Origin of the sequence: Rhizobium sp. 57MFTsu3.2, from assembly GCF_012932765.1 — a bacterium.
In the GTDB taxonomy this organism is placed as follows: Bacteria; Pseudomonadota; Alphaproteobacteria; order Rhizobiales; family Rhizobiaceae; genus Rhizobium; species Rhizobium altiplani.
The window spans coordinates 1-26,447 of record NZ_JDWI01000002.1; the positions used below are offsets into that span (position 1 = coordinate 1).

27 protein-coding genes are annotated in these 26,447 nt (G+C 57.7%); 11 read left to right on the top strand and 16 right to left on the bottom strand.

The window, feature by feature from the left end; all coding sequences use genetic code 11:
* The 4 genes from AF71_RS02520 to AF71_RS02535 all read left to right on the top strand — a co-directional run.
* Window positions 1–260: integrase core domain-containing protein (locus AF71_RS02520; protein WP_169679612.1), on the top strand; the 260-nt coding region annotated here is incomplete at its 5' end.
* 1,357 nt (window positions 261–1,617) lie between these two features.
* Window positions 1,618–2,112 (top strand): thermonuclease family protein, encoded by a 495-nt coding sequence (locus AF71_RS02525; protein WP_210258121.1) that lies wholly within the window; start codon window positions 1,618–1,620, stop codon window positions 2,110–2,112.
* A 20-nt stretch (window positions 2,113–2,132) separates the two neighbouring features.
* On the top strand, window positions 2,133–3,236 hold the full coding sequence (locus tag AF71_RS02530) for a hypothetical protein (protein WP_169679615.1): 1,104 nt from the start codon (window positions 2,133–2,135) through the stop codon (window positions 3,234–3,236).
* On the top strand, window positions 3,233–3,916 hold the full coding sequence (locus tag AF71_RS02535) for a hypothetical protein (RefSeq protein ID WP_169679618.1): 684 nt from the start codon (window positions 3,233–3,235) through the stop codon (window positions 3,914–3,916). Before AF71_RS02530 ends, AF71_RS02535 begins: the two co-directional genes overlap by 4 nt.
* A gap of 171 nt (window positions 3,917–4,087) precedes the next feature.
* Here AF71_RS02535 and AF71_RS02540 read toward each other — a convergent pair whose 3' ends face one another.
* The 7 genes from AF71_RS02540 to AF71_RS02570 all read right to left on the bottom strand — a co-directional run bounded on the left by AF71_RS02540 (window position 4,088) and on the right by AF71_RS02570 (window position 11,195).
* Window positions 4,088–4,957, bottom strand: a complete 870-nt coding sequence (locus tag AF71_RS02540; protein ID WP_112645794.1) for a sugar phosphate isomerase/epimerase family protein — start codon at window positions 4,955–4,957, stop codon at window positions 4,088–4,090.
* Window positions 4,958–5,046: 89 nt separating this feature from the next.
* Window positions 5,047–5,694, bottom strand: coding sequence for a nucleoside triphosphate hydrolase (locus AF71_RS02545; RefSeq protein ID WP_169679621.1), 648 nt, complete (start codon window positions 5,692–5,694; stop codon window positions 5,047–5,049).
* 68 nt (window positions 5,695–5,762) lie between these two features.
* Complete coding sequence (locus AF71_RS02550) at window positions 5,763–6,611, bottom strand: sugar phosphate isomerase/epimerase (protein WP_169680123.1); 849 nt, start codon at window positions 6,609–6,611, stop codon at window positions 5,763–5,765.
* A 2-nt stretch (window positions 6,612–6,613) separates the two neighbouring features.
* Window positions 6,614–7,609 carry an ABC transporter permease gene (locus AF71_RS02555; RefSeq protein ID WP_169679625.1) on the bottom strand — a complete coding sequence of 332 codons (996 nt, stop codon included), beginning with the start codon at window positions 7,607–7,609 and terminating at the stop codon, window positions 6,614–6,616.
* The gene (locus tag AF71_RS02560) at window positions 7,606–8,622 is read right to left on the bottom strand and encodes an ABC transporter permease (RefSeq protein WP_169679627.1); all 1,017 of its coding nucleotides are present in this window, start codon (window positions 8,620–8,622) and stop codon (window positions 7,606–7,608) included. Before AF71_RS02560 ends, AF71_RS02555 begins: the two co-directional genes overlap by 4 nt.
* On the bottom strand, window positions 8,615–10,105 hold the full coding sequence (locus tag AF71_RS02565; protein WP_112645786.1) for a sugar ABC transporter ATP-binding protein: 1,491 nt from the start codon (window positions 10,103–10,105) through the stop codon (window positions 8,615–8,617). The genes AF71_RS02560 and AF71_RS02565 overlap by 8 nt, the downstream gene beginning before the upstream one ends.
* Window positions 10,106–10,220: 115 nt before the next feature.
* Window positions 10,221–11,195: a substrate-binding domain-containing protein gene (locus AF71_RS02570; RefSeq protein ID WP_169679629.1), complete on the bottom strand. Its 975-nt coding sequence runs from the start codon at window positions 11,193–11,195 to the stop codon at window positions 10,221–10,223.
* Between the two features lie 249 nt (window positions 11,196–11,444).
* Between AF71_RS02570 and AF71_RS02575 the strand changes: the two genes are divergently transcribed.
* Window positions 11,445–12,527, top strand: a complete 1,083-nt coding sequence (locus tag AF71_RS02575) for a LacI family DNA-binding transcriptional regulator (protein WP_169679631.1) — start codon at window positions 11,445–11,447, stop codon at window positions 12,525–12,527.
* Window positions 12,528–12,892: 365 nt separating this feature from the next.
* A complete protein-coding gene (locus tag AF71_RS02580) occupies window positions 12,893–13,909 on the top strand; it encodes a DUF4105 domain-containing protein (protein ID WP_169679633.1) in 1,017 nt (338 codons plus the stop codon).
* 160 nt (window positions 13,910–14,069) lie between these two features.
* Here AF71_RS02580 and AF71_RS02585 read toward each other — a convergent pair whose 3' ends face one another.
* A complete protein-coding gene (locus AF71_RS02585) occupies window positions 14,070–14,711 on the bottom strand; it encodes a dihydrofolate reductase family protein (RefSeq protein WP_169679635.1) in 642 nt (213 codons plus the stop codon).
* Between the two features lie 146 nt (window positions 14,712–14,857).
* On the opposite strand from AF71_RS02585, the gene AF71_RS02590 reads away from it, so the two are divergent.
* Together AF71_RS02590 and AF71_RS02595 are read left to right on the top strand one after the other, a co-directional pair.
* Window positions 14,858–15,193, top strand: coding sequence for a metalloregulator ArsR/SmtB family transcription factor (locus tag AF71_RS02590; RefSeq protein ID WP_025662250.1), 336 nt, complete (start codon window positions 14,858–14,860; stop codon window positions 15,191–15,193).
* Window positions 15,193–15,681 carry an SRPBCC family protein gene (locus AF71_RS02595; protein WP_192240222.1) on the top strand — a complete coding sequence of 163 codons (489 nt, stop codon included), beginning with the start codon at window positions 15,193–15,195 and terminating at the stop codon, window positions 15,679–15,681. The genes AF71_RS02590 and AF71_RS02595 overlap by 1 nt, the downstream gene beginning before the upstream one ends.
* 144 nt (window positions 15,682–15,825) lie before the next feature.
* Here the strand turns inward: AF71_RS02595 and AF71_RS02600 are convergent, their stop codons facing one another.
* From AF71_RS02600 to AF71_RS02615, 4 genes are all read right to left on the bottom strand, one after another.
* Window positions 15,826–16,068 (bottom strand): DUF982 domain-containing protein, encoded by a 243-nt coding sequence (locus tag AF71_RS02600; protein WP_169679638.1) that lies wholly within the window; start codon window positions 16,066–16,068, stop codon window positions 15,826–15,828.
* Window positions 16,069–16,615: 547 nt separating this feature from the next.
* On the bottom strand, window positions 16,616–17,434 hold the full coding sequence (locus AF71_RS02605) for a sulfite exporter TauE/SafE family protein (RefSeq protein WP_169679641.1): 819 nt from the start codon (window positions 17,432–17,434) through the stop codon (window positions 16,616–16,618).
* Window positions 17,403–18,281 carry an MBL fold metallo-hydrolase gene (locus tag AF71_RS02610; protein WP_169679644.1) on the bottom strand — a complete coding sequence of 293 codons (879 nt, stop codon included), beginning with the start codon at window positions 18,279–18,281 and terminating at the stop codon, window positions 17,403–17,405. The genes AF71_RS02605 and AF71_RS02610 overlap by 32 nt, the downstream gene beginning before the upstream one ends.
* On the bottom strand, window positions 18,268–19,767 hold the full coding sequence (locus AF71_RS02615; RefSeq protein WP_169679646.1) for an aminotransferase class V-fold PLP-dependent enzyme: 1,500 nt from the start codon (window positions 19,765–19,767) through the stop codon (window positions 18,268–18,270). The genes AF71_RS02610 and AF71_RS02615 overlap by 14 nt, the downstream gene beginning before the upstream one ends.
* 101 nt (window positions 19,768–19,868) lie before the next feature.
* Here AF71_RS02615 and AF71_RS02620 point away from each other — a divergent pair, with 101 nt between their 5' ends.
* Entirely contained in the window at window positions 19,869–20,405 is a 537-nt protein-coding gene (locus tag AF71_RS02620) for an Lrp/AsnC family transcriptional regulator (protein WP_169679649.1), read from the top strand.
* 372 nt (window positions 20,406–20,777) lie between these two features.
* Here AF71_RS02620 and AF71_RS02625 read toward each other — a convergent pair whose 3' ends face one another.
* Complete coding sequence (locus AF71_RS02625) at window positions 20,778–21,050, bottom strand: hypothetical protein (protein WP_169679652.1); 273 nt, start codon at window positions 21,048–21,050, stop codon at window positions 20,778–20,780.
* 797 nt (window positions 21,051–21,847) lie between these two features.
* On the opposite strand from AF71_RS02625, the gene AF71_RS02630 reads away from it, so the two are divergent.
* Window positions 21,848–22,180: a DUF982 domain-containing protein gene (locus AF71_RS02630; protein ID WP_169679655.1), complete on the top strand. Its 333-nt coding sequence runs from the start codon at window positions 21,848–21,850 to the stop codon at window positions 22,178–22,180.
* Between the two features lie 85 nt (window positions 22,181–22,265).
* Here the strand turns inward: AF71_RS02630 and pmtA are convergent, their stop codons facing one another.
* The 3 genes from pmtA to AF71_RS02645 all read right to left on the bottom strand — a co-directional run bounded on the left by pmtA (window position 22,266) and on the right by AF71_RS02645 (window position 24,681).
* Window positions 22,266–22,856, bottom strand: coding sequence for a phospholipid N-methyltransferase PmtA (pmtA, locus tag AF71_RS02635; RefSeq protein ID WP_112645766.1), 591 nt, complete (start codon window positions 22,854–22,856; stop codon window positions 22,266–22,268).
* Between the two features lie 77 nt (window positions 22,857–22,933).
* Window positions 22,934–23,389 (bottom strand): aspartate 1-decarboxylase, encoded by a 456-nt coding sequence (gene panD / locus AF71_RS02640; protein WP_169679657.1) that lies wholly within the window; start codon window positions 23,387–23,389, stop codon window positions 22,934–22,936.
* A gap of 464 nt (window positions 23,390–23,853) precedes the next feature.
* A complete protein-coding gene (locus AF71_RS02645) occupies window positions 23,854–24,681 on the bottom strand; it encodes a DMT family transporter (protein WP_246733564.1) in 828 nt (275 codons plus the stop codon).
* Window positions 24,682–24,838: 157 nt separating this feature from the next.
* Between AF71_RS02645 and AF71_RS02650 the strand changes: the two genes are divergently transcribed.
* Window positions 24,839–25,723 carry a LysR family transcriptional regulator gene (locus AF71_RS02650; protein ID WP_246733565.1) on the top strand — a complete coding sequence of 295 codons (885 nt, stop codon included), beginning with the start codon at window positions 24,839–24,841 and terminating at the stop codon, window positions 25,721–25,723.
* Window positions 25,724–26,447 lie beyond the last annotated feature (724 nt).

Consider the following 26,447-nt stretch of genomic DNA (forward strand, 5'->3'; position numbering starts at 1 on the left):
CCTACCATCCTTGGACGAACGGCCAGGCCGAGCGGATGAATCGAACCATCAAGGACGCCACCGTCAAGGTCTACCATTATGACGACCTGGAAAGTCTCAAGGCCCATGTCCTGGCCTTCGTCACTGCTTACAACTTCGCCAAACACCTCAAGGCGCTCCGATGGCGAACGCCCTATCAAGCAATCTGCAACGCCTGGACAAGGGACCCGTCAATCTTCAAAATCAATCCGCACCATCTCATTCCGGGACCACACACCTAGAGGTTTTGACCGACCCGCCATGCAACATCACGAGATCGCAGCAGATCAATGTTCCGCTTGCGAAGCGATCCCGCCTCTCGCCGGTCTCCTCTCTCCGTAAACAACCAATGATTCCGCCCTCCGACAAAGGTCCACCTTGCAAAACGGCCGCGAAACAGGTATCTCACGCTCGGTGACACAACCTACAGGAGGCGTGCAATGGCAGAACTCATCATTTCGCACGCCGCCGCCGGTTGAGATTTCGCCTGCTTCTGTAGGCTCTAAGAGCTGTCCCTTTTCAAGCTGAGATCTTAGTCGGACTGGCGGTTCGGAGTTGTCGAAGAGACAAGCTCTACCAATCATCTCCGATGCTTGAAGAAGGCGCGGTTGGAACGCCGCGATCCATCATGAGAAAAATTAGAACGACGGGCGTCGATGAAAAGACACTCGGAACGGCACAACCACGCTTAGCGGTTGGCCTAGTGGCTTCGATCTTCGATCTGATCACGAGGTTTTTTGGCCTGAAGCGACGCGTCAACAAAGTGACAATGCTATCCAGCTGGCTCAAGAATGATATTGGAAGCCTGTGATACAGACTTCGAGCGACCTCGGGGGGAGCCCTGAGGTCGTTTATGCTGTGCGAGTGCGCGATCGGGAAGCTTCGCAGATCGCTTGGCTGCTGGGCTTTCAAAGCCAAGCTCGTTTGGTCATGCTTGCTGTTGTTAAATGGGCAAAGGCTCGTCAGAATTTCGGCGGGCCCGCGTGGCAAGCCTGTGCTCGCACTTTCCGAGTAGCGACCGGTGCCATGCGCCAGCCGCTTTGACGCGATACTGGATTAGCAGATGCAGGGATTTCGGCTGCAGTTTGGCATCCAACCGCAAGCAATTGGCATCAGCAAGCAAGCCATTCATTTTTGCTTATCCCATTTATCCATTGCCCAAGACTAAGGCGCAAGACGGAAGTTCGTCGACGGTCAGACCTAACCAAAGAAACCGACTGAGATTTGGAATCCAGAGGGAGCCCGGAAACCAGCCGCTGACATGGATCGATGTCCCGTCGTTAGGATTGGAATAATGAAACCCACTAGTGAACCAAACAGAGCGTTGGAGTCCGGATATGCGCCAGGAGGCGACGCACAGGTCATCGCTCACATCGCCAAAACGAGATTCGGCGGCTTCGCAGCCATGTTCGAGCACCATGGATGGCCAGAACGCGGCTCCGATATGATGCGCAAGGTTCAAACACGTGTCGCGGAGACTTACGGGACCGTCAAAGCTTTCGAAGAGCATTTTAAAGGGAGACATGAACCGTGAAAAAGCAGTCGCAATAGTTCAGGCTGTCACCGCCTTCGGTACCGGCTCTCATGCGGATAAGCTGATTGGGGGGCGGATGCCTTGAGCGGTCAATTGGCCGCAAAGGGCGCCCCAAACAATTCAGAATTCAGGTCAACGAAAAAATGAAAAAATTTGCTGCAATCATCCTTGCGGTCGCTGCATTGACCGCGAGTACCGCCAACGCGTCCGACCTTCGGATTATCGACGGGGACACTTTTGAACTGCAAAACGGTGAGACGATCCGGATTACCGATCTAGACACGCCGGAGACATGGAAGCCGCATTGCGACAATGAGCTGGACGTTGGAATGCAGGCGGCCGACCGGTTGCGAGATCTGCTGGATAGCGGCCCCGTCATCATTCGCCGTAATGGCACCGACCGCTTCGGCCGGACTCTGGCACGGGTCTATGTCGGCAAAACGAACGTTGCGACCCAACTTGTGTCCGAAGGACTCGGCCTGAAATACCAGAAAGGCGGAGCGGCGAAGCTAGCGCGCCTTCAGCATTGGTGCGGACCAACCGCCCAACTGGACTACTGACCACCCTTGGAGAAATAGAAGTGCCGATAAACAGGAAGGCCCGCCGTGATCGAGAAAGCGGCTATCGGGTCAACTATATCCAATTGTACTTCGCATACGGCATCGAAGCCGGGATTATCATTGCGTCGTTCTTCGCCGCATATGAATTTGCGGGGCGTTACGTATCAAATGACGCCACGCTTTACGCCTTGGCTATCATCGGCGCCGCCTCGATGGCGCTTGCGGAAACGGCACGTATCCAAACGGCGAAGGCCATTTGCACGCATACGCAGATCTGGAAGAAGGTCATTGCTTGGTTTGGCGTCGTGTGCTGCATCTTCATAACGACCAAAGCCATGTCGCAGGTGACGGAACAAATCTATTCCCCGCGTTTGATCGGCGTTGTTCGTGCGACTGATGAGCTCGCTCGGGCTAAGGGGCAGCTTGCAACGCTGGTCGCCGACAAGGAAGCCAAGGCGGCAATCATGAAACCTCTGGCTGACGATGTAGCTCGCCTTGATAAGCAGGTTGGAGAGTTGGGAGCGACTATCCAAAGCATTGGCGCGGCTCCAAAGGCTTACACCGTCAAGGAAAATTATGTGGGGACTTGCCGGAACAAGAAGGGGCAAACCCGCCAATGCACCAAGACCCGCTCGAAGCTGGTTCAACCTGAATACGCCGGAACGTCGGTAATTGGGCAGATTGGCAATGTGCAGGAGCAACGCGCCGGGGCCGCCAAGGCACGCGACGAAGCTGCCAAGGTCGTTGCCGACAGCAATGTTCTGATCGCTAATCAACAAATGAAGGTTACCGAATTGGAGAGTGTTCGCCGAGAGGCCGTTCTTCAATCGCAATTGCATTCTTTTACGGCGATGGTCTTCGGCAAAGATCCAACGGCGGTTACCGACGATGAAGTCCATTGGTTCTTGCGGTTTTTCGTCCTGGTCACGGCAGCGGGCATTGCTGTTGCCTCCACAATTCTGGTCGTGACAGCATACCACCCGATACCTAAGGCGCTGCCACCGAAGCCAGCAAAGAGGGTACGAAAAGAAGTCGTCATGTCTCCGACGCTAGAAAACCACGTTCGGCGCATTGCCACCATGAGTAACAACAACGTCACGCCAATTCGGGAAACGAAGCCATGACCGCTAGTAGCAACGAGAACGATATTCGGCTGACTGAAACCGTCATTCAGGAGTCGCAAGCCAATACATCGGCTTTGAAGTCTGCAACGCTCCGCAACTATCTTTTCGGCGCATCCGCATTGGTTCTCTGCGTCGGGATTGCCTTCGCCCTCGCGATCAAGGCGGAGAACGAGAAGGCGGACCCCGAACTGCTGAAAGCCGCCATGGCTGAAGCATTCAGGAACATGCCGCCAATCGAAGTCAAAGGCAGCGTAACGCTTGCCGACGGCGCGAAAGTGGTACTAGCCGATGGGGGCAAGGTCGGCATGGCCGAAGACGCGACGGTAAAGCTTGCTGAAGGCGGGACGGTCGAGCTTGACGGCATCCCTGCGCAAGTCCCGCAAGCACTGCCGCAAAAGACCGCTGACGGGGATTCCATCGAACGGAGCCTGACGGTCTTTTCGGAAGTCGAAGCAGTCGGGGGAAACGTCATAACCGGATGGGTCTTCAACGACGGCAAGGCCGGGCAAAAGCCGACCGAGCAGTTCTGCTATCAGAGTACGGGAAACAGCCAACTGGTGACGACCAATATGGTCCACCTTGCCAGGGAAGGGGTAGCGATCCCCGCACAACGAAGCAGGATCAAAAACTTCGACGCGCTATTTGCCAAATGCGTGTGGTGGAAACCGGGAGCGGTATAACCAGATAACATGCTCAAAGCTGCCCTGCGCTCGCGCGCAGGGGTATTGGTTTGTGATGACGCCGCACGGCGGCCCTTGTGGCCTGAGTTTCGACAATCTTCTGAGGCTCCAATTCGGATCCCTCTTGCATCTATGGCAAAGTGATCCAAGGGGCTGAACGCATCGTCAAGATCAGCCGCCGAGTACAAATCGAGAAAATGCCAGAGAGTTTCGAGCATCCTCGTCCATTTTCGTTTCGTCTGCGCCGTCGGTGAGGTCGCGCCAGACCCTGATATCAGATCCGATCGTTCCACCGGTCTTTACGAACGGCTCCATGACCACAGCGCCGGTATAGTTGATCTCGCGAAGTGCCAGGCCGACCTCGTGCCAAGGAATTCTTCCTTTACCGGGCACTCGACGGTTGCTTTCACCCGTATGGAAATGTCCGAGCAGCGGGCCGGCGGTGCGGATCGCCTCGCCGAAGCTGTCCTCCTCGATGTTCATGTGGAAGGTATCGAGCATCACTTTAACATTCGGCTTCCCGACATCCTTCACGAATGCGACACCCTCTGCGGCGGTGTTGAGAACGTGGTTCTCGAAGCGGTTCAGGACTTCGATGCAGAGGTTAATTCCCAAGTTGGCGGCGAAATCCGCAATGCCGTGAATACCCTCGACTCCGCGAGCCCGGTCGCCCTCCTTGTCGACTGGCTTCGAGTAGTCCACCGGCCAATAGGAATGCAGCGCGCCGCCGATCGTCTTGATGTCAAGCTTTGCGACGTTTGTAAGCGTTTGCTCGAAGAATGCTTTTCCCGCCTGGCGCACCGCAATGTCCGGTGATGAAAGGTTCTTGGATTTCGAAGGACCGATCCCGGCCGTGAGGACGATGTTATTGTCCGTGGCGGTCCGTCTGATTTCTGCCAGTTCGGCGTCGCTGTATTCATTGATATGGTGTGCAGCTACCTCGATGACGTCGAAGCCGAGTTTGGCTACCTTCTCGACGTAGGGGCCGAATTTTGCGCTCCACTCGTGTTCCCAGTAAGAGTAGTAAATTCCGTGTTTCATAGGAGTCTCCAATGTAGTAGATCCCGCCGAATGTCCCTGGCGGGGTTGGCAGTGGCCGACCGCAGCTACCTCCGGTCGGCCTTCGCGGATCAGTTGTTCTCGATGCGGAGGTCCGGCTCGGCGCTTCCCGCTACGATCGCAAGTCCGTTCGGCAGATCGTTCTCTTCGACCTTCCGATTGATCTCCTTCGGATCGAGGCCGTAGCTCCGCCAGCGGTTCTGAAGTCTCTGCCGCAGGTGATCCTCGTCCACGTCGACGAATACGGTGAAGTCGAAAATCTCCTTCAACTTGTCCCAGGGCGGCTGGCGCGCCAGCAGGTAGTTGCCTTCGCAGACAATGATGTTCGTCGACCGGGGAATTAGATTGCCGCCAGCCCGCGCGATCTCGATAGAGCGGTCGAATACCGGAACGGCAACGACGTCGTCCTCGTTGGCCTTCAAGCGCTTGAGCATGTGACGCAGACCATGGGCATCGAAGGTGTCGATTGCCCCCTTGTAAGGCCGGCGCCCCATCTGCTCCAGGACGACATCGTCATAGTGGTATCCGTCCATCGGAAACAGGGCTGCGTTGAGGTGATGATCCTTGTTGATAATCTCCACGGCGCGCTCCGCGAGCGTGGATTTCCCTGAACCGGGTGCGCCCGCTACGGCTATCAGAACTCTCCGACCGTTGCTTTCGTGGAAGCGTTGGGCCGCGATCTTCGCGATCTTCCGCGCGTTTCCTTCAATCTTGCTCAAGGATTTCCTCCCATTGCCACTTCGCACTTTCCGCTACCAACGCCGTTGGGGCGCTGACCATTGCGAAGTCATGCCAGTTGGTATTGTGCGGCTTTGTTGCGCAGGAAAGAGAGGCCATTGCCCATGACTTCCTCCTCGTCACGCGCAACCGGCCGCCAGGTCGATATGTCGCCAGCCATCTCCGGCGGCATACTGACGAAGCTCTCCAGGGTAAGCGCGCCCTTGAAGCCGATCGCCGACAAAGCGGCGAAGATCGGATCCCAAGGCACGTTGCCTGCACCGGGGGTCCCGCGATCGCTTTCCGAAAGATGCATGTATTTGAGGTGATCGCGCGCGGCCAGGATGCCGTTTGCGGCCCCCTTCTCCTCGATGTTCATGTGGAACGTGTCGAGATGGACGAACACGTTGTCCAAACCGATGCGTTCGACCAAAGCCACGGCTTGTTCGGCCGAGTTGACCAGATGGTTTTCGTACCTGTTCACGGCTTCAACGCCGAACTGGATGCCCTGGGATTTGGCATGCTTCGCGGCCGCCTCGAGCGCACGCGTGACGTTGTCGTACTCCGCCTGTGTCGGAGGAGCTCCAGTGCGTTCGTTGGTACCGCCGTAGGTGACGCCCGTGAGTGCCTCGGCGCCCATCTCGGCCGCCTTGTCTATCGCCACCTTCAGGTGCCGGATGGCGGCGTCCGGCCTTGCCGAGGCCCATGCCGCTTCCGGCAGCACGAGCGAGCATGCTGCACGCAGGCCATGTTTTTCCAAAAGGTCGCGAGTATGCTTGGCATCGACCGACGGCGCGTCAGCGAGTGGAATCTCGATAAATTCCATCTTGTACTTGGTAGCACCGGCAATGGCCCGCTCCGCGCCTGCGCGGTCCCAGTTCATAGTCCACATGCTCGCATGAATTCCAAAACCTTGCACGGTCATCCCTTCTTTCTGCGTGATGCGATGTACGTTGAAACGATAGTTCTTGCGGCCATGACGACGATCATCAGTACGCCCCAGAGCGCCGTTGCCAGATGCTGGTTTGCACCCATCAGGTTCAGACCCGACGAAAGGAGCTGGAGCACGATGAGAGCGACAAAGACCGGCAATACGCGACCGAAACCGCCGAACGGGTCGATGCCGCCGAGAAACGCGGCGAGCACGGTGATCAGCAGATAGGACTCGCCGTGGCCGACGCGGACCGAATTGAAGCGGGCGAGCATTATCACACCTGCGACGGCGCACATCAGACCCGACAGCGTGTAGACCAGCACCAGTATGCGACGCGTATTCAGGCCGGAGTATCGAGCCGCCTCGATGTTTGAGCCGATCATCAGCAGGCCGAAGCCGAGCTTGAAGCGCGTCAGCAGAAGCTGCCAGATCCCGACGCAGGCTATGAAAATCAAGAGCGGAATAGGAAGTCCGAAGATCGACCCGTGTCCGATAGGAGCGATGAAGCTCGGAAATCCGGACACGTCGCCGCCTCGGGTGAGGAACTCGCCAAGCCCGCGCAAGAAGATCATCATCGACAGCGTGACAAGGATCGGGTGGGCCCGCGTGGAGGCAATGGCAGCGCCGGTCATGAGGCCCGCGGCGCCGCCCGTCGCCAGCGCAGCAAGGACGCCCAGCAGGAATGCAGCCGGCGAGGCATCTACGCCGCCGTACGATTGCATGACCCAGGCGGCGGCCAGTCCAGATAGGTTTGCGGTGAACGTCACCGAGAGGTTGATCCCGCCGGTCAAAAGTGGCAGCAGCATCGCGAGCGTCAGAAGCCCGAGTTCGGGAAGCTGGAATGCCACCGATCCGAAGGTTGCCGACGAAATGAAGTTGTTGGCGGCCAGTCCGAAGATCACCATCACTGCTAAGAATGCGATCGCCGGGCCGGTCATATCCGCGCCGAAGGTGGCGTTGAACTTTTGAGCGATGGCTTTCATGAGTGCGAGCTCCCCCTTTTGGCGTTGCTTTTCGCGAGGAATGGCAGAAGTTTGTCGATGCGCGCGGAAGAGAGCGTGATGGCAATGAGGATGATTGCGCCGACGATCATCTTGAACGCGAAGGGCGACACGCCCATCAGGTTGAGCCCGTTTTGCGTGATCGAAACCATCAAGACGCCGAGGACGCAGCCAATAACGGATCCCTTACCACCACCCAGCCGCGCACCACCGAGAACCGTGGCGGCGAGGACGTCGAGTTCGCGACCATAAAGCGCATTCGGAACAACTTCCTCGGCGTAGTGAGCCTGCATCAGGCCGGCGATGCCAGCCATCAGGCCAAGCCATCCAAACGAGATGTAGTGCATGGCGCCGATGTTGATTCCGAAGCGACGTGCTCCTTCAGGATTGTCGCCGAAAGCGTAAAGCTGGCGGCCGATCGTCGTCCTCGAGATCATAAACCAGGTCGCAAAGCAGCAGAGGATCATCACCACCACCGGAAGTGTGAGTTCGACCCACGATCCATCGGCCATCTCGTGTTCAAAGAACACGACGCGCGTCGTCAGCCATTCCGGCAGATCGTAGATCGACACGCCCTTGGTGAAGAACATCAGGAGTCCGAAGAAGATGTTGAAGGTCGAGATCGTCGCTACGATCGAGATGATGTGAAGCCGGTAGACCAATGCGGCATTGATCAGCCCGAGGCCGATCCCAACCGCCCCCGCGATGATGAAGCCTTCCGCCCAGTTGCCGCCACCCAGCGCGCCAAGCGCCAGCGCGGTGAGGTATTGGACCACAGATGCGGCAACGGCGAAGGAGATGTCGATCCCGCCAGAAATCAAGACGACTAGAAGTCCGACGGCAAAGATGATGTTGACGGCCGAGACGTTCAGCACATCAAAAGCGTTCGAGATCGTAAGAAAACGCTCCGTGCCAAAAGACAGCCCGATGCAAAGCACGACCATGACCGCCAGAAGTGTGAATTCGGTTGTGTGTCCAAGGATCAGCCTACGCATAGACGGCAGACTCCAGTTCGCTGAGCGACAACTGTCGCGGATCATAGGTCGCGTGGATCTTGCCCTCGACCATGTGAATGATGCGGTCCGCATTGAAGTAGACCTCGGGCGGCTCGTCGGAGATCAGAATGATCGCCAGCCCCTGAGCCGCAAGCTTGCGCACAATGTCGAAGATGCCCGCTCGCGCGCCGACGTCGACGCCTACGGTTGGGGCGTCCAGGATGAGAATCTTCGGGCCGATCGCGAGCCACTTGGCGATCGCCACGCGTTGTTGGTTGCCGCCTGACAAAGTCCGGATGGGGTCGTCTGGCGTTCCAATCTTGACGCCGAGCGCCGAGATCCAATGGCTGACAACGCTCGCTTTCTTGGCCGGCGAGATCATTCCGCCGGACAGCAGTTTATCAAGCGATGCCATAACAAGGTTGTCGGCGATCGACTGTGGCTGATTGAGGCCAAGCGACAAGCGGTCTTCCGAAAGGTAGGCAACACCAGCACGAATGGCGTCTCGATTGGAACCGAACCTGACCCGCTCACCTTCGATGGTGACCTCGCCCGCCTGTGGGCGGTGCATCCCGAAGAGCGTAAGAGCTAGTTCGGTGCGCCCTGCTCCGAGAAGGCCGGTGATCCCGAGCGTCTCTCCTCGGCGAAGATCGAACGAAATATCCTCGAACTCGCCGGCTCGCGTCAGTCCCCGCACGGAGAGCACGACCGCCTCGTTGTCGTGATCGGTAGCGATAACGGAACTGTCGAAGTTCCTGCCGGTCATCAGTTCGGTTACTCGTGACTGCGTCATCCCCTCGACTGGGAAGACACCAACGAGGGCCCCGTCGCGGAGCACGGTCATTCGGTCGGATATTTCGAGGACTTCCGCAAGACGGTGCGACACGAAGACCACCGCCACTCCTGAAGCGGAAAGGTTGCGGACGATGTCAATGAGATAGTCGGTTTCCGATTGGGTCAGCGACGCCGTCGGCTCATCCATGAAGACGAGCCGGGCTTCGCCCACAAGGGCGCGCGCTATCGCAACGATCTGGCGCTGCGCGATCGGCAACTCCTTGAGTGGGAGATGAATGTCGATGCTCACCCCAAGGCGAGCGAGTGCCTTTTCAGCCGCGTCCTCGATGGCACGCTTGTCGACAAGCCCATATTTGCCGTTGACCGCGTACTGGAAGCCTATGTTTTCGGCGACGCTCATTTCGCCGAACAGCGCCAAGTCTTGCCAGATCACCTGAATCCCGAGCGATTGCGCCAGAGTGGGTGTCATGGCCGAGATCGGGTTGCCGTCGAAATAAAATTCAGCACCGTCCTGTGGTTTGTAGACGCCGGTAATCACCTTGATGAGCGTGCTCTTGCCGCATCCGTTCTCGCCAGCGAGACAGTGGACTTCTCCGGGGTTGACCTCGAAGGACACACCCTTCAGCGCGCGTACGCCGCCAAAGGTGACCTTGATGTTCTTGAGTGAAAGCAGCGGTTCGACGCTCATGGAGTATCCTCCTGTTCAACCGCTGCTTCAGCGGTCGGCCCCAGGTTTTGCATTGTCCGTAAGGAGGTCGCGGGGAATATGTCCCCGCGACCTCAGGGCGTGGGTCCCGGGAGGATTAAAGGCCCATGCCAACGAGCTTGTCGATGCTGTCCTTGTTGATGGCCAGCAGTTGGTCGACGATGATGGTGTTGCCCTCGGGATTGATCTTTCCAAGGCCCTCAATGTCGTCGCCAGCCTTCGGCGTCTCGCCCTTGGAAATTCGGTCGGCAAGCGTCACGAAGACCTCGCCAGCCTGCTTCGGGTTCCACATGAAGCCGCCCGTCAAAGCACCTGATTTGATGAGCTTTGCTCCCTGCCCTGGAGAGAACGGACCGATGACGAATACCTTTCCGTCCTTGCGGCGCTCTTCCACTGCGCGACCTGCGCCAATTGGACCCTGCGAACCGAATGCCAGGAAGCCCGTGAGATCGGCATTGGCCGCCATAAGGTCGAGAGCGGTCGAGCGACTCTTGTCGACGTCTTCGGCAACACCATAGCGGTCGCCCACCAGCTTCATGTCGGGATAGTTGGCCTTGATATAGGCGATCGCCGCGTCGGCCCAAGCGTTGTGCAGCGGAACGGTCAAGGATCCGACGAACACCGCATAGGAGCCCTTGCCGCCCATCTTCTCGGCAAGGAGCTTGCCATGTGCTTCGCCGAAGCCCTTGGCCGAAGCGAGTTCAAAATCCCAGTCGGCACCGACCTGCTTGGGCGATTCATGCGTGATGACCTTGATGCCGGCCTCCTGCGCCTTCTTGAGAACCGGCTCCAGTACCTTCGCGTCATTCGGCACCACGCCGATATAATCAACCTTCTGCGCGATCAGATCTTCGATGGCGCGGACCTGGAGTGCCGGGTCTGCACTGGTCGGCCCAACCATAAAGCCTTCGACGCCGAGCTTGGCACTTTGTTCCTTGATCCCAGCTTCCATGGCATTGAACCACGGGATGCCGCCGATTTTGACGACGACGCCGATCTTCGGACCAGCGAAGGCGGTGGATGCCAGAAGTACAAGCGACAGACCAAGCGTCGCGGCGAGTATTTTTCTCATTGGATCTTTCCTCCTCCAATAGTGCTGACAAGCAAGATCCGTTCACAGGAACGGTAGCGCTCCCGCGTTGAACGTTTCGGCTCCGACCATCGGAACCTCCTCCCTGTCACCTCCTCTAAGTGACTTGCCATCGCGCACAATCGCTCTTGCAATTGAGCACCATCGATGGTGCAATAACATTAACACGGAACGGACTTTCGTCAAGAGGACCATTGATCTAGAGAAACGGAGCGGTGGAGGAGTCTGCGGATGACGGAAAAAGAGCAAAAGAAAGCAACAATTTACGATCTTTCGGTGATCTCGGGCGTAACCGCCTCGACTGTAGCCTCCGTCCTCAATGGCACGTGGCGGAAGCGGCGGATATCGGAAGAAACAGCCGAAAAGATCCTGTCGCTCGCAAAAGCGCACCGTTACACCGCCAATCGCCAGGCTCGGGCGTTGAGAAGTTCCCGCTCGGGACTGGCCGGACTGCTCTTGCCTGTTTACGACACCCGCTTCTTTTCCTCGATGGCTCAGACCTTCGAGGCGCAGGCACGCAAGCGCGGATTACTGCCGGTGGTCGTCTCCGGCCGGCGCGATCCTGAGGAAGAACGGCGCACCGTAGAGTCGTTGATCGCGTATTCGATTGATTCGCTATTTATCGCAGGCGCCACTGATCCGGACGGCGTCCATCAGGTGTGCGCCCGTGCGGGATTGCCGCACGTGAATATCGACCTTCCCGGCAAGTACGCACCGTCGGTGATCTCGGACAACCGACGGGGTGCAGAAGCGCTGACCTCGGCAATTATCCGCCACGCTGAAGGAATGGGGCCACTCGGTGCTGAGGACGTATTCATGTTTGGCGGTCGCGACGACCATGCCAGCCGCGATCGCATCCTGGGCTTTCATGCGGTGAAGCGATCTATTTTTGGAGTGGATACCGAGGGCGATATCGAGACCACGGGATACTCGCCGGGCATGACACAGCTTGCCTTCGAGCGGTTCTTCGAACGCCATGGCAGGCTGCCGCGCTGCTTCTTCATTAACTCGTCCATAAATTTCGAGGGGTTGCTGCGCTTCATGAGCCGCCACGACGGGGTAGCATTCGAAGATATCGTGGTCGGATGTTTCGACTATGACCCGTTTGGTTCATTTTTGCCGTTTCCGGTCTATATGATCAGGCCGAACACAGCTGATATGCTCGAAAGAGGCTTCGAGCTTTTAGAAGAGCAGGACACGACCCCACAGCTCGTGATGATCGAGCCACAGCTGGTTCCGCCGCGAACTGCGTTGGAAGGGCCGCTCGACGCTTTGAAGGATCCGATTGCGGTACATGACCTCGCGCGTCGATGACGTGGTGAAACGTCTCGATCCGTGGAGGTGGGAAATCGCCACGCTTTGCGGATGGGTGCCGCCTTCAAAGGCCACGTTTGGTGCGAAGCCGCCGTTCGAGGAATGCAGACATGGGCCGTGGCTGGCTTGCGACAATTGCCGCCATGGGGGCTAATGCACTGAGATGAACGACCTCGCTACCAGGCGATGCAACGTCTCGCACGGTGCCCATAACAGAAAGCATTTGAACAAACGAATACCCTAGCATGTGGTAAGACCTGTACGAATTGCGGTCGCAATCGGTTCTTTGTGGCGTCTTGTTGATCTCGCCGGCTAGTGTGCTGCAGCGAGATTTTCTGCACCAATTGAAACGGGAGGAGAGTAAATTGCGTCGTTCAGGGTGGGCGATTCTCGCTGTTCTACTCGCAATCCTCATAGCGATAGCCGTTACATGGGCATCACTTGCATTGTGGTATCGCCTTCCCGTTTCGGAGTTGGCCAGAGGCTTTGCCGCCGGGCTATTCGCTCTTTTTGGGTTGTTCACAATCACGAGATTGTTTGGCCCGTGGCGTTTCAAAGCCGTCGTTATATTCGCAGCGACGTTCGCACTTGTCCTGGTCTGGTGGCATACGATCAAGCCCCTGAAGAATGCATCCTGGGCACCCGATGTCGCTCGACAGGTCACAGGCGAATTCAACGGCGACCTGCTGACACTGACAAATGTGCGGGATTTCGAGTGGCATGGCAGTACTGACTTCCTCGAGCGATGGACGACGCGCACCTACGATATGAGCAAGCTTCGGACGATCGACCTGTTCATGTCCTATTGGGCCGGGCCAGAGATTGCCCACGTGATTTTTAGCTTTGGTTTTGAAGGTGGCGAGCAGCTTGCGTGGTCGATCGAAGTCCGTCGCCGGGTTGGAGGGGCATTCTCGCCCGTCGCCGATTTGTTCAAAAGCAATCCTTTGGTGATCATCGCAGCAGACGAGCGGGATGTCGTGGGCGTCCGTTCGAACGTCCGTCGCGAAGATGTGCAAATCTACCGCCTGAAAGCATCCCCGGAACAGGCACGTGCGCTCCTGCGCGAGTATGTTGCCGACGCCAATGCCCTTGCCGCGACGCCGGCTTTCTACAACTCGCTTACGAGCAATTGCACGACGACGGTCGTCAAGATGATGCGCGTGGTTGGAGGCACCGTTCCCTTCGACTGGCGTCTCATCGTCAATGGCTATCTCCCGGACTACGCCTACGATCATGGGGCGTTGGATATGTCAGTGTCGCTCGCCGAACTCAGGACCGCCGCTCATATTGACCAGCGGGCGCGGGTCGACGCATTGTCGCCGCACTTCTCAAAGTCGATACGCGTCGGCGTACCTTCGCCACCGCCGGCGGATCCGCAATAAGCGAGAGACGTGCCATTGTTTCGATCGCGCCTGGAAGCTGCCGAAACCTCGAAAGGAGGAATAGCTTCACGTCGCGGTGACGCAGGTTGGCCAGCGAGACAACACTCCTGGCTTGGGAAGAATGCTTGAGGCCGTGACCTCCCAAGTTACAGGCTAGCGGTCAGCGTTGGAAGGTAAGATGGATGGTTCCGCTCGGCGCCGTTTCAGCTTTGACGTCGTAGCCAGTCTCCAGACCGCGTAGATCGTCCCATAAGCGTACGCCGCGACCGAGCAGGATCGGCGCAATTGCAACATGAAGGCGATCGACAAAACCTGCTCTCAGAAAGTCACGAACAACAGTCGGCCCACCGCCGATCCGCACATCCTTGCCGCTCGCCGCCGCAACAGCCTGCTGGAGCGCATCAACCGGAGTGGTATTGATGAAATGGAAAGTGGTACCACCGGCCATCTCTATGGAGGGGCGAGGCTTGTGTGTGAGAACGAAGACCGGAACTCGGAAGGGCGGCTCCTCGCCCCACCAGCCACGCCAGTTCGGATCGTCGGGGAAGTTGTGGAGCCCGAACATGCCGGCGCCCATGATCTCGGCGCCCACGTTGGCGAAATATTCCTTCGCGTAGTCGTCATCGACGCCGATGGTCCCGGCTCCGCTGGTATCCTTGAGCACGCGCTCACGGAAAGTTCGCGTCGCCACATATGCGCCGACCAGGCGCGGCCAGTCCTCCCCGAACGGGACTTCTGGCGTTTGATCCGTCGTGGTTGCAAAACCATCGAGCGAGATCATGAGATCGACACGAACTGCCATGGGAGCTCTCCTTGCGAGTGGTTGCACCCTAGCCGCCCCAAGCCAGGGCATCGATACTAAGGCAGATGCCTTTATAATTGATCATTATACTAAGGCAAGTGCCTTATTGTCCTTGACCACCACTCCGATGCGTCATAACAATTCGCATGCCCTATCATTCGACCCCACTCGACCTTGCCTTTCATGCTCTCAGCGATCCGACGCGTCGCGCGGTCGTATCACGGCTGGCTGATGGCGAGGTGCCGGTCAGCGTTCTGGCCGAGCCATTCGACATGGCGCTGCCCTCCTTCGCCCAGCACCTCAAGGTACTGGAAGATTGCGGACTGATCGCCAGCGAGAAGCGCGGGCGCAGCCGCTGGTGCCGGTTGGTACAGGCCCGCTTCGACGAGGCGGCGGACTGGATGATAGCGGAACGCAGGCGCTGGACCGAGCGGTTGGATCGTCTGGAGGTCTATCTGGACAAAGCGGGAGAGGATGATTGATGAAGACCATGGCAACCCTGTTTGACACCTGGTCGCTTGATCGGGAAATTGTGCTGGTGAAGCTGCTAAATCACTCGCGTGACAAGGTCTTTGCTGCCTGGATGGACCCCGCGGCGCTTGCCGAATGGTACGGTCCGGCCGGCCTCAGGATCGAGAGCCATGAGGCCGATATCCGTGAGGGTGGGCTCTGGCGGTTCGACATGGTGGGCGTGTTCGAGGGCCAGGAGCAGCGCTTCCCGAATCTGATGCGCTTTCTGGAGATCGTGCCGAACGAGCGGATCGTGATGGACTATGGCACACCCGACCCGGACGATCCCGACCGCTTCCGCGTCACGGTGACTTTCGATGAGCAGGCCGACGGCAAAACAGTGCTGACCTTGCGCCAGCTCCACCCCAGCCCCGTACGGCGTCGGATCGTCATCGGTTTTGGCGCAGTCGAATACGGACTGCAAACCCTGGATGGCCTGGCAGCCTGGCTCGACCGCTGAGCGTTTGGCCAATTTGTGCCTCAGTCGCAATTGACTGAGGCTGCTACAAGCTTTGCCCGGAGACAATGACCGCAATGGGCCCGGAAGCGGACATCAGCCGCGGAGGGCCTGTTTGACGGGAGATTCCCTCACGTCAATCCTTGGCTAGTGCACGCGCATCTTCGCCGCGGTTACTGCTTCCAGAAACTTTGCACGCGCTACTTCGGCGTCGACGCGACCGGCAAGGGCACCTCGGCAGGCATTTCGCGCCTGGAGGAAGGACACCGTTTCATAGTCCTCCCAGCTATCTTTCAGAAACAGGACGGCATCGAAGGCGCTCGATACGAATTCGCTACCTCGCGAGCCCACCGAGATTTGAACGGGCTTCTCCCACTTGACGATTGACATGACGATCTCCCCACTGGCTCTAGCGACGGGCAAACGTGCAATTCGTGGAAGAGTTCCATGACCCCTGGCGCGGTCACGGATGCTGCCTCTGCGCGGGCGCGGACAGCCGACGAGAAGTGTCGCCGACCGCCCACGCCTCGTGTGCTACCCAGCCCCATCCAATGATCAGCAGATACTAGCCTGTTCCCGGTCTTCTCCCTACGTGGTCCAGGTAGCAGTGGTGCAAAAGGAGAGAGTCTCCTGTCTGTTGAATTGGTTAGGCTGTGGTTATCCTGTTGATAGGCGGTGTATTGTCTGCTGCTACCCAAAACTGCCCACGCGTCGGTTGTCGGGATGGAGCTGCGGGAGGGACGCCTTAGGGCGTGCCAGGTAGCAAGTTCTGGCGCCCGTCCAGAGTGTGCTTCTGGCCCGTGAGCAGTCATCCGGCGTTGCTGCCTTTGCATTCAACTGTCGTCGTCAAACATGCTGACGCAGGAGCGAAAGGCTGTTTTACGCCACGCCGGCGGTTCGCCCCTTTTGTGGGACCGAATATCTTGGTTGTTCGTTGCTAGAATACCGCGTGGCTTCGCCAGAGAACATACAGGCTGACGCAAAATATCAACCACCTGAAGACCTGCGCGAGGACGTTCCTGTAGTTCGCCAGTCGCGTGGCGGCAATCGTGCCGATGATACCGCCACCGATGCCACCTAGAATGAAATAGCCCGCAGTAAGCCAATCGACAAAGCCCGACGCGGCATAGTTCACGGCCGTCGCCAATCCGAAGGTCCCGACCGCGAGCAGCGAGGTTCCAATCGCGTTTATGAGAGGCATGCCGGTCGCGACGAGGAGACCGGGCACAATAAGGAAACCGCCCCCTATTCCGAAAAGGCCGGAACATCCGCCGGCAAAAAGCGCAATCAGGCTTGTCTTCCCGTGTGTCCGTATCGTCAGCGACTGCGCGGTAACATCCGCCCTGCTCCTCGTCCTTCGCATCATGAAACTGACGAGCATCATCAGGAGGCCGAACATGAAGAGCAGGTTTTGGCCGTCGATGAGCTTCCCCAGACTGGAACCCAGGTAGGCACCGAGACATCCGGCGATCGCAAAGATCAAGGCGCATCGCCACCAGACATGACCCTTCACCGCATGGCCGGCCAGGTTGAGATACGCACTGGCCGAAACAGCGAGAGCCCCTGTGCCAATCGCGGTGTGCACATCGCGCATCCCGACAACATACACCAGCAGCGGCGTGGCGAGGATTGATCCGCCTCCCCCAATCAAACCGAGAATACAGCCGATCAATGATCCTGAGCCGAGAGCAAGCATAAGCTGCAGGAGACTGCCATCCACGTTGTTACGCGCCCCACGCCGATCCGGACAATGCATCGAGGGGAATTTTTAGATAACGACGGCCGTTCTCCTCGATCGGAGGCAGTTCCCCTCCCCGTATATTCACCTGCAGCGCGTGCAAGATAAGCTTCGGCATGGGCAGGATCCTGTCGCGGGCTTCCCGCAAGCCGATGAAGTCACTTCGCGATTGGCCGGCGACATGCGGGTTCTTCCTACGCTGCTCTGCAACCGAGCTTTCCCAAAGTGCCTGACGTCCTTGGGGCATGTAGTCATGGCCGGTGAACAGGCGTGTCTCCTCCGGCAGGCTCAGGATGTCCTGGATTGACTGCCACAGGCTGGCTGCGCTGCCGCCCGGAAAATCAGCGCGGGCGGAGCCGCTATCGGGCATGAACAGTGTATCATGGATGAAGGCTGCGTCGCCCACGACGTAGGTAATCGACGCCAGGGTATGGCCGGGCGAATGCATGACGCGGACCTCGAGCTCGCCGATGTTGAATGTGTCACCATCACGAAAGAGCCGATCCCATTGCGAACCGTCGCATGCGAAATCATCCCAGTTGTAGATATCTTTCCAGATCTGCTGCACTGCGGTCACATGCTCACCGATCGCCGTCGGCGCTCCGGTTTTTGCCTTGAGATAACTGGCTGCCGAAAAGTGGTCCGCATGAGGATGAGTGTCCAAGATCCACTCAAGCTTCAGGTCGTTGCCCTCGATGTAATCGAGGATGATGGTCGCATTGATCGAAGCGGTCGTGCCGGACTTCTCATCGAAATCCAGCACCGGGTCGATGATGGCGCAGTTTCGCGTTTTGGGGCACGAGACGACATACTGGATACTGCCAGTGCGTGGGTCGTAAAATCCGGCGACCTCAGGCTTTTGCATGGGGGCTGCCCTCTGGTGCTGCTCCACGCGCAAAGAAGATCGCCCGGCTCGGATCGACGTCGTAATCCTTTTCGAAGGTCGTCGCGTCAGTTGCGATTGTTGCCACTGAATCGAGAATGAACTGCACCTTCTCGTCCGGTAGCAGCACACTAAAGTTCAGCCGGACAAAGCCGGGCTTCTTTAGTTCATCTCCCGAGAGAATGGCCTGTCTGATCTCCTCGGACTGCTGTTCATCGATCGACAGCAGTCGGTGGACATAAGGCCCTGCACAAGCGCAGCCACCGCGCGCCTGGATTCCGAAGCGGTCACTGAGCATTCGCGTCACCAGTTGCTGGTGGACGTAGCCGCCCTTCCCGTTCCTCACTCTGAAGGAGAAGATCGGCAGCCGATCGGCATTGGACAGACCGAGCAACTCCAGTTGCGGGACGTCCTTCCAGGCTTGGAGTGCACGTCGTGCAAGCTCGCGATTGCGCATCGTCATCGCATCAGCCCCGATCGCATCCTTGACGATGAATGCGAGGGCCGCACGGATATCACCGACCACATTCGGCGTACCGGCTTCTTCGCGCGATTCGAGACTGTCGCTATAATCATGCGTCTGCGGCGAGACGAACTTCACCGTGCCACCACCCGGCCAGGTCGGTTTCTTCGTCGAAAGCCCGTCGCGCCGAAGGATCAGGATTCCGGAGGCACCTGGGCCACCGATGAACTTGTGCGGCGAAACAACGATCGCGTCGATTTCCGCATCGGCGGCAGGTGACATGGAAATCGGCACATAGGGACCGGCCCCCGCATAGTCCCAGATCATCTTTGCGCCAGCAGCCTTGACCATCGCAGTAATCGCCGCGACGTCGCTGGTGATGCCGGTGATGTTTGATGCAGCGGACAGCGCGCACACCACCAAATCGGCGTTACCGTGCTTGAGCGCATCTGTCAGCAGCGACAGGTCAGGTCCGCCCGATGGACTCTCGGCGATCTCGACAACCTCGGCACCACTTTCCCGCCAGGGCAGGATGTTCGAGTGATGCTCGTAAGGGCCGACAACAATGCGAACGTGCTTACCAGCCGAAACCGCCTCGGCAATGCCATAGAGCTTGACGAGGCGATTGATGCCCGACGTCGCGCCTGAGCCCGTGAAAATCACTGCATGTTGCTCACTCGCCCCGCAGAATTCCCCGATCATCGCGCGTGCTTCCCGGCGCATACGGGTCATGAACCCTCCGCAGTAGGAAGCCTCCGTGTGACTGTTGGCATAGTAGGGAAGGATGTCTTCCAGGATGAAACGCTCGATTTGGTGGAGCGCGCGACCGGATGCAACGTAGTCTGCATAGACCAGTTCCTTCGCCCCGTACGGCCCGTCGATCGTCGCATGCGATCCGACCAGTCCTTCCCGGAGGTCGTCCACGAGGCGGTTGCGTTTCAAACTTCGGCGAAATCTGGAAATTGGGGATTCAGTCTGTCGCGCCGCCGGTTGTGCAAAGTCCACGATCGTTCTCCTTCGCCTCGGGGCGTTGACACCGATCGTATCCTCCTTCAGGCTCAAAAAGGTCACCTAATTTTCGCTAATTTCTGCAAAAGACCTATCAGATGAACGAAGAAACTACAAAAATTGACGATTTTGATATGAAGATACTGAGTGCGATGCAGCACGATGCCAATCTCTCGCAGCGCGATCTCGCGGAGAAGATCGGCTTGTCTCAAAATGCCTGCTGGCGGCGACTGCAACGTCTTCATTCCATCGGCCTGATCAAAGGCGCACACTGCGATATCGATCTCCAGGCGCTGGGGTTAGACCTCACCGTTTTCGTGATGATCCGGACGCGCCACCATTCGAAGGAATGGAGCGAAGGATTCCGCGCGCATGTCGAGGGCCTGCCGGAGGTGATCGACTTTTATCGGATCGGCGGGGATTGGGACTATCTGATCAAGGTCATCACCAAAGGCATGTCCGGCTACGACGCATTTTATCAGAAACTGATCACGAACTTCGACCTTGCAACGGTGACAGGCTTCTTTTCCATGGAAGCGATCATCAACAATCGGCCGGTCGAGTTGAGAAAACTGACCTCCAAGGCCCCGGGATCCACCCCGCCGAAAGCGACCCCGACGCGTGACCGCCTCTAGTGCCTCAGCAACGGACTGACTTCTTCCGCCGGTGTTGCTTTCGCACCGCAAACATTCCCGTGGAGGAAGAAAACGATCAACATTGTCGTCTGCAAAAGGAACTCCATTTTGCGGGGCAAGGCAGCGACGCAGGCTCAACCTGCTTCTCCTTCGACGCCGACCGCCTTGCAGAAAGCGGCAGGAAGGTGCCGCCCAACCTCCCAGCCCGTCCCGGGTCTCGCCAAACTCACTCGCACACCCTGGGCTGTCTCGCCCGCCGCGGCTAGGGACAAGGCGTTGCCAGGACGGCGGCGTCCGCCAGCCGTCGGTTGGACGTCCGGCGGTGAGCGAAGTTGAAACGGCACCGAAGGAGAGCCTATGCAGGCGAAGCGATTACCCCTTCGATTCGACGAGGATCACCAGAGACTCCGGCACCACCCCGTCAAAGGCCATCGCATCGGCGGCGGCCTTGCTCTGCATCGCCGCCTGCAAACCATCCATATCCGCAACGTCCATCATCAACGCCACGCGAGTCGGATCCTGAGGATCAACAAACGTTCGGATGTTGGTAACCCCGAGCGGACCAAAAAACTCCTCCCGCTTTGGTGAGGTGAGCCAGTGTTTCGCGCCCCTTGTGATGTTGTGATAGCCAATAATCGTCGGCATGGCATCCTCCCTGCGACGACGACGTCGGCCGGATCAAGGGCCGCGCTCCATCGCGCAAAGCTACTGTGCCCTGTTTTTGCAGGGTTGTGAATTGGTGACGGTGAGATGACGAGTTCACGTCACAGAGTTCGTGATGAAAGCCACACGCAGGATCAGTCGTCTGGTGGCGAATGAAAGCCAGATGGCAGGAAGGATCCAGCCGGGGGGACTTCGATATCCTTCCGAGACGAAGCGGATGGTCGGCGAACGCTGAACGCGGCGGCAATCGCCCTAAATCCGATCGGGCGATAGGCAGGATCGTCGCCCGGTTCGCCAAGGTCCTTCGATTTCGGATCTTTCAACGCACTGTCCTCCCGACCCCGCAACGACAAGGTCAGATAATACCAGCCTTTCTCTATGCCCGCCACGGAAGAGGCCCCCTTGCCAACCGCGGTCTGGCGCGCGAATTTGCAGCTCTGAACAAAGCGCCAGAGGTCGGAACCAGGAGCTGGATTGGCGCGTCTTCAACTTTTGCTTCTTGCTGCCAGAGATTTGCTTCTAGCCGCCAGCCATCTTGCTGGTGCTGTTTCGACTATCCATTTGTCGATGCAACGGTGGGGAAGCGCTTTGGGACCTTCCGATCTCTTAAGGAGGAAAGTAGATGACTAGTCTAGCGTCGAGCCGCGTGTACCGCAAAAGTCGAGTTACATGGTGACTTCGATCTTTGCTCCTTCGGATCCTATATGCCGCTCCCCGGGTCTACCGGAACAGCAATTGCATGGTCTCTAATATAATTTGCGGTTGGGAGGCTGGGTGTAATGAACTGGCACAGATCCGATAATTTCGCTCCACTGATCCTCGTGTTCCATGGTCAACAAAAATACAGGCAGATCCGTTCGCTTCGGCAAATGGCTGAAGTTCTTATTGCCGCCTGGCCCTCCTTTGACGGTGAGGAATACCTGACGGCTGCGAAAATTTGCCTGGATGCGCACCTTGGCACCTGCTCGGTGAACGAGGCGCGGATCGCGTTGATTCGTGCTGCCGCAGAAGCAAATATTCCGGTCATCGCCGTCGTGCCAGCAATCTGCGACGAGCAGTCTTCAATTGTGGAAGGCGGCGCTTCGTTAGTGAAAGGGGTTCATTCCGCATAAGTCTGAACCACGATCGGCTTGGCCCCGACGGTACGCTCCGTTGCTCTGCACGCTATCACTGCAGGTCATAAATCGCCGGACAAGCCTACGGAATCTTCCGGTAAATCCAAAGCTGGGCCGGAGGGATATTTCGTACCATGAACGCCAAATGGCGCACCTCGTAGCCGGCGGGAAGTGCCACGACCGGAGACAATAGGCCGTAGGTTATTTGAACAACCGGTCTCCCGACGGGAACGCGTTCCAACAGATCGAGGACGAGTGCCAGCCTCCGATCCACAGGCAGGTGCAAAAGCGGGATGGCGGAGATGACGCAATCAAACTTGGCGGCTCGTTTCTCACCCAACGTTAGGTCGAGTGCAAAAGCGTCGCCGCATCGAATATCGACCTGTGGGAAAAGACTTCGCAGATGCTGACAGAACTCTGGCGAGTACTCGATGGAGGTAAGGTTTTGTGGTGCGATACCGCGTGCCAGAATTGCTTTGGTAATCACGCCTGTGCCTGGACCGAGTTCAAGTACGGGTAGCCCAGAACCGGGATGCACAACGCTAGCCATCTTTCGAGCTGTCACGGTGGAGGTCGGCGCAATTGCACCGACAGAAGTTCGATCACGTTTCCAACCCTTTAAGAAAGCAATTTCATCCCTGAACTTAAGTCCGACACGCTTCCGCACACTCATTGAACTGTCCCTTCATTCGTTACGAAGCCTCATCACGAGCTGTCAGCTGCGAGGCCAAAATGCGCTTGTGAAAATCTTTAGGAGGCGCCGGACACGAGCAGTGGCACGGAGAGGGGCTTCGCGTTGTCGTCAAGAATTTCGAACCGGTAACGATTGTCTTCATCGAACGATACCGAGTAGGTCAGCCTGTCGACGACGTTGTTTTGGGCGTCAAAGGTGAGAACCGTGGGCTTAAGTTCCGTGATCTCGTGCTCGGCGAGATAGATCGAATTGCAGATGATAATCTGGTCCCCGGGCTGGCATGTGCGGGCGGCGGCACCGTTTAGGACACAGCATCTGGATCCGCGCACACCTAAAATGACGTATGTGGAGATGCGGGCGCCGGAGTTCTTGTTCCAGATTTCCACAAACTCCATCGGAAGGATTCCGGCCTCTTCGCAGTGAGCGGGGTCGAGTGTGATCGATCCGTGGTAATTGAGATTTGCCTCAGTCACATGGATCCCATGGAGCTTCCCGGCCACCAATTTTCGCATTTTGCCCCTTCGCTATCGGTCTTGCCCGCTCCGACCGCTGTCGGCTGTCCGGCACTGTAAAGCAGCCGTCGGAAATTGGAGGCTCGCGTCGGAGACTCAAGAAATAACTTCCAACCAGCTAATTAAGTTGGTGCTATCGGATTGGAGGCGGCGTTAACAGGCCAGAATATGTCGTTTGGGTACGGTTGGGCAATTATTGCGGATGCCAACGCGCCTAGCCGGCGGGCGCCAGTTTGCTCGCCGCTCCAGCAGGCAGCATTTGCTCGGTCGCGGTGGAGAGCGGCGGGTTTTCCAGCATGAGTTCCGTTCCGAGTGGGGTGATTCCGAAAGCAGGCTCTATGAGGCGAGCGGAGTATTAGCTGCGTGTGATCGCGACTGCCCTCTCCTGCGTGCTGTGGGCCGTGATCCACCGCTCCGCCGCATCCCGACATCGAAACGATGAAAGCTCCATTCGAGCTCTCGACCTAGCGGCTGCTTTTGACAGACCAGATTGCAATACCCATCAAAGCAAGTCCGGACATTTGAACGAGTGAAAGCGAATGGCCGTAAATCTTCCAATCGATCACAAAAGCCGTCATGGGATATACAAACTGCAGTGCGGCAGTTCGACCGGTGCTTAGGCGAGCAAACCCGGCAAACATTACGACATAGGCAAGACCCGTATGGATTGCGCCTAGCCCTGCTAGCCAGGCTATTGTGTCCCAATGGCTGGGCCACCCGTATAGAACTGGCCACCAAAATGTAAGGAAAGCGCCAACTAGACACTGCCACCAAGCGAGGGCGAATGAGCTTACGGATCTCATCACTTTCGTCAGTAATGGAACCCAGGCGTAGACAAACGAGCCCGACAGGCTCATCAGCAATCCATAGAAATACTCTTGATGCCGCGCGCCCGTACCCATCACGTCGGTCGTCAGCACCAATCCCGCGAATGCCAAGAGCGCCGCGCCCACCTGCTTTCGGGACACCTTTTCCCGAAGAAGCCACACACCGAGCGCCATCGTCCAGAATGGCTGGATGTGGAATACGACAGTGGAAACGCCGATTGACGTACGTGGAATCGCGGCGAAATGGAGCGCCCAGCTAATAATCATCAGTACGCCCGTCGCGACAGCGCCGAGTAGGTCCCGTGCCTGCAGCCTGATTTCAGCCAACCGCCCACTCAACACGCCCCAGGAAAGCAGAGCAAGAAACCCAAAAAGGCATCGGAACGCTACCGTAGTGATCGGGTCTTGGTTCGCCTGGAGCACGAAGATGCCGACCGTCCCAAGGATCAGCCCGCCGAGCACCATAAGGATCGTGCCCTGGCGTTCCCGCGCGTCGCCCGGGACGGCCAAACCGGCAGATGTTGCAAGTGATGTGAGACCCCGTGTGTTCATGGGAAAATAATGGCGCTGGATCGATATCCAGAAAAGCGAATATCTGTTACAAGTAGCATTCGATAATCGAATGGTTGGTGAGATGAACGATCTCCAGATTGATTGGCTTAGAACCTTCGTGGCAGTTGTTGACACTGGCTCCATCACGGCGGCATCCCGTCAAGTTTCCCGTTCCCAGTCGGCAGTCAGTATGCAACTCAAGAAGCTTGAGGAATGCGTAGGAAGTTCCTTGCTAAACCGGGGGCCACGCCACCTGTCTCTGACGCCTCCCGGCTTCGATTTACTCGCTTACGCCCGACAACTGATCGAATTGCACGGCCGCGCCCAGATCGCGATGCGCGGATCAACGGTTTCTGGGAAGGTCGCCGTCGGTGTCCCTGACGACTACGTCGCGAGTTACTTCGCGCCAATTTTGCGGACCTTCGCCAACCGTTTCGCCGAAGTAGAAATATCAGTCGTTTGCGAGCCGTCGAGTTCGCTATTGCCAAGGATCGACCGTGGTGATCTGGATTTGGCACTCGTGACACGCGACATGGCGACCCGAGGGGAACCAAATCGCGGCATATTCCTTTTCTACGAACCCTTGGTGTGGGTTGCGTCAGACCAACATGAGGCGTGGCGGAAAAACCCACTGCCCTTGGCATTGCACGAACTGGGAAACCGCTTCCGTGGCGAAGTTCTGGCAGGCATCGCGGCACTTGGGCGGGACTACCGTGTAGTCTATAGCTCACATAACCTAACGGGACAGTTGGCGGTAGTAGAGGCAGGTTTGGCCGTTGCCGCGCTCGCACGATCCAGCGTTCCCAGCCATTTCAAGTTACTGGATACTCGCCATGGTCTGCCGGAGCTGCCTAAAATGGAGGTAGCCTTGGTTCGCAGCAAAGACTCTAAGCGCTCTGCGGCGGTCGACGCTATGCACAGCGAGGTCCTTCAAGTGTTGAATTTCCAGCCTTGATTTTCCGTGTCCGTTGGCAGTATGGCGCCGGGATGACGCCCCCGAGAGGTGCTGTGGCTCGATGGCGGCATTTTCCGATATGGCTGGATTGTTTAGCCACAACTTGATCGAAGGACCATCGATAACCATGACATGATGGACCCCCTTGCCCGTTGACCAAAGCCTCAAGAAGCGTGTGAGCCATGGTCGTTTTCCGGGGCAACTTTTGTGATGACCGGTGACCACCCGGTCACCGCCAGGTCAGAGGACCGATTGCCTCCCAGCGATTGCCACGCCTTATTGAAAACGGCGTTCAAAATCACAATCTCAAAGTGATGATTGGAGCCTGACGGATGCTATACCTAACTCTCGCCCTCACCTTTTGCATTTTAACCAGCACATACTTCGTCGGACGTTTCTACGCCGCAAAGACCCGGTTGGTTGAAAAGGCAATTGAGGAAACGATTGAGCGTAAGCTGTCGACATCCCCAATAAGCGCCGAGCTGCACCGCCTGCGGGAAGAGAACGGAGTGATGCGCAACCTGCTGATCGACATGGTGGAAAACGAGGCTTCGCTAGCCGACGCAACCACAATGTCAGAGGTGGAAAGGACACGCGCGGCAAACGCTCGAACACTCCGGCGCCGGGAGGTTTTTGGTGAGGCGATACTCGTGCTTCAGCAGACCAATGGGGGGCGACCCCCAGCAGACATCCGACTGAACGGGCCCAGAGGCAGGCCTGGGGT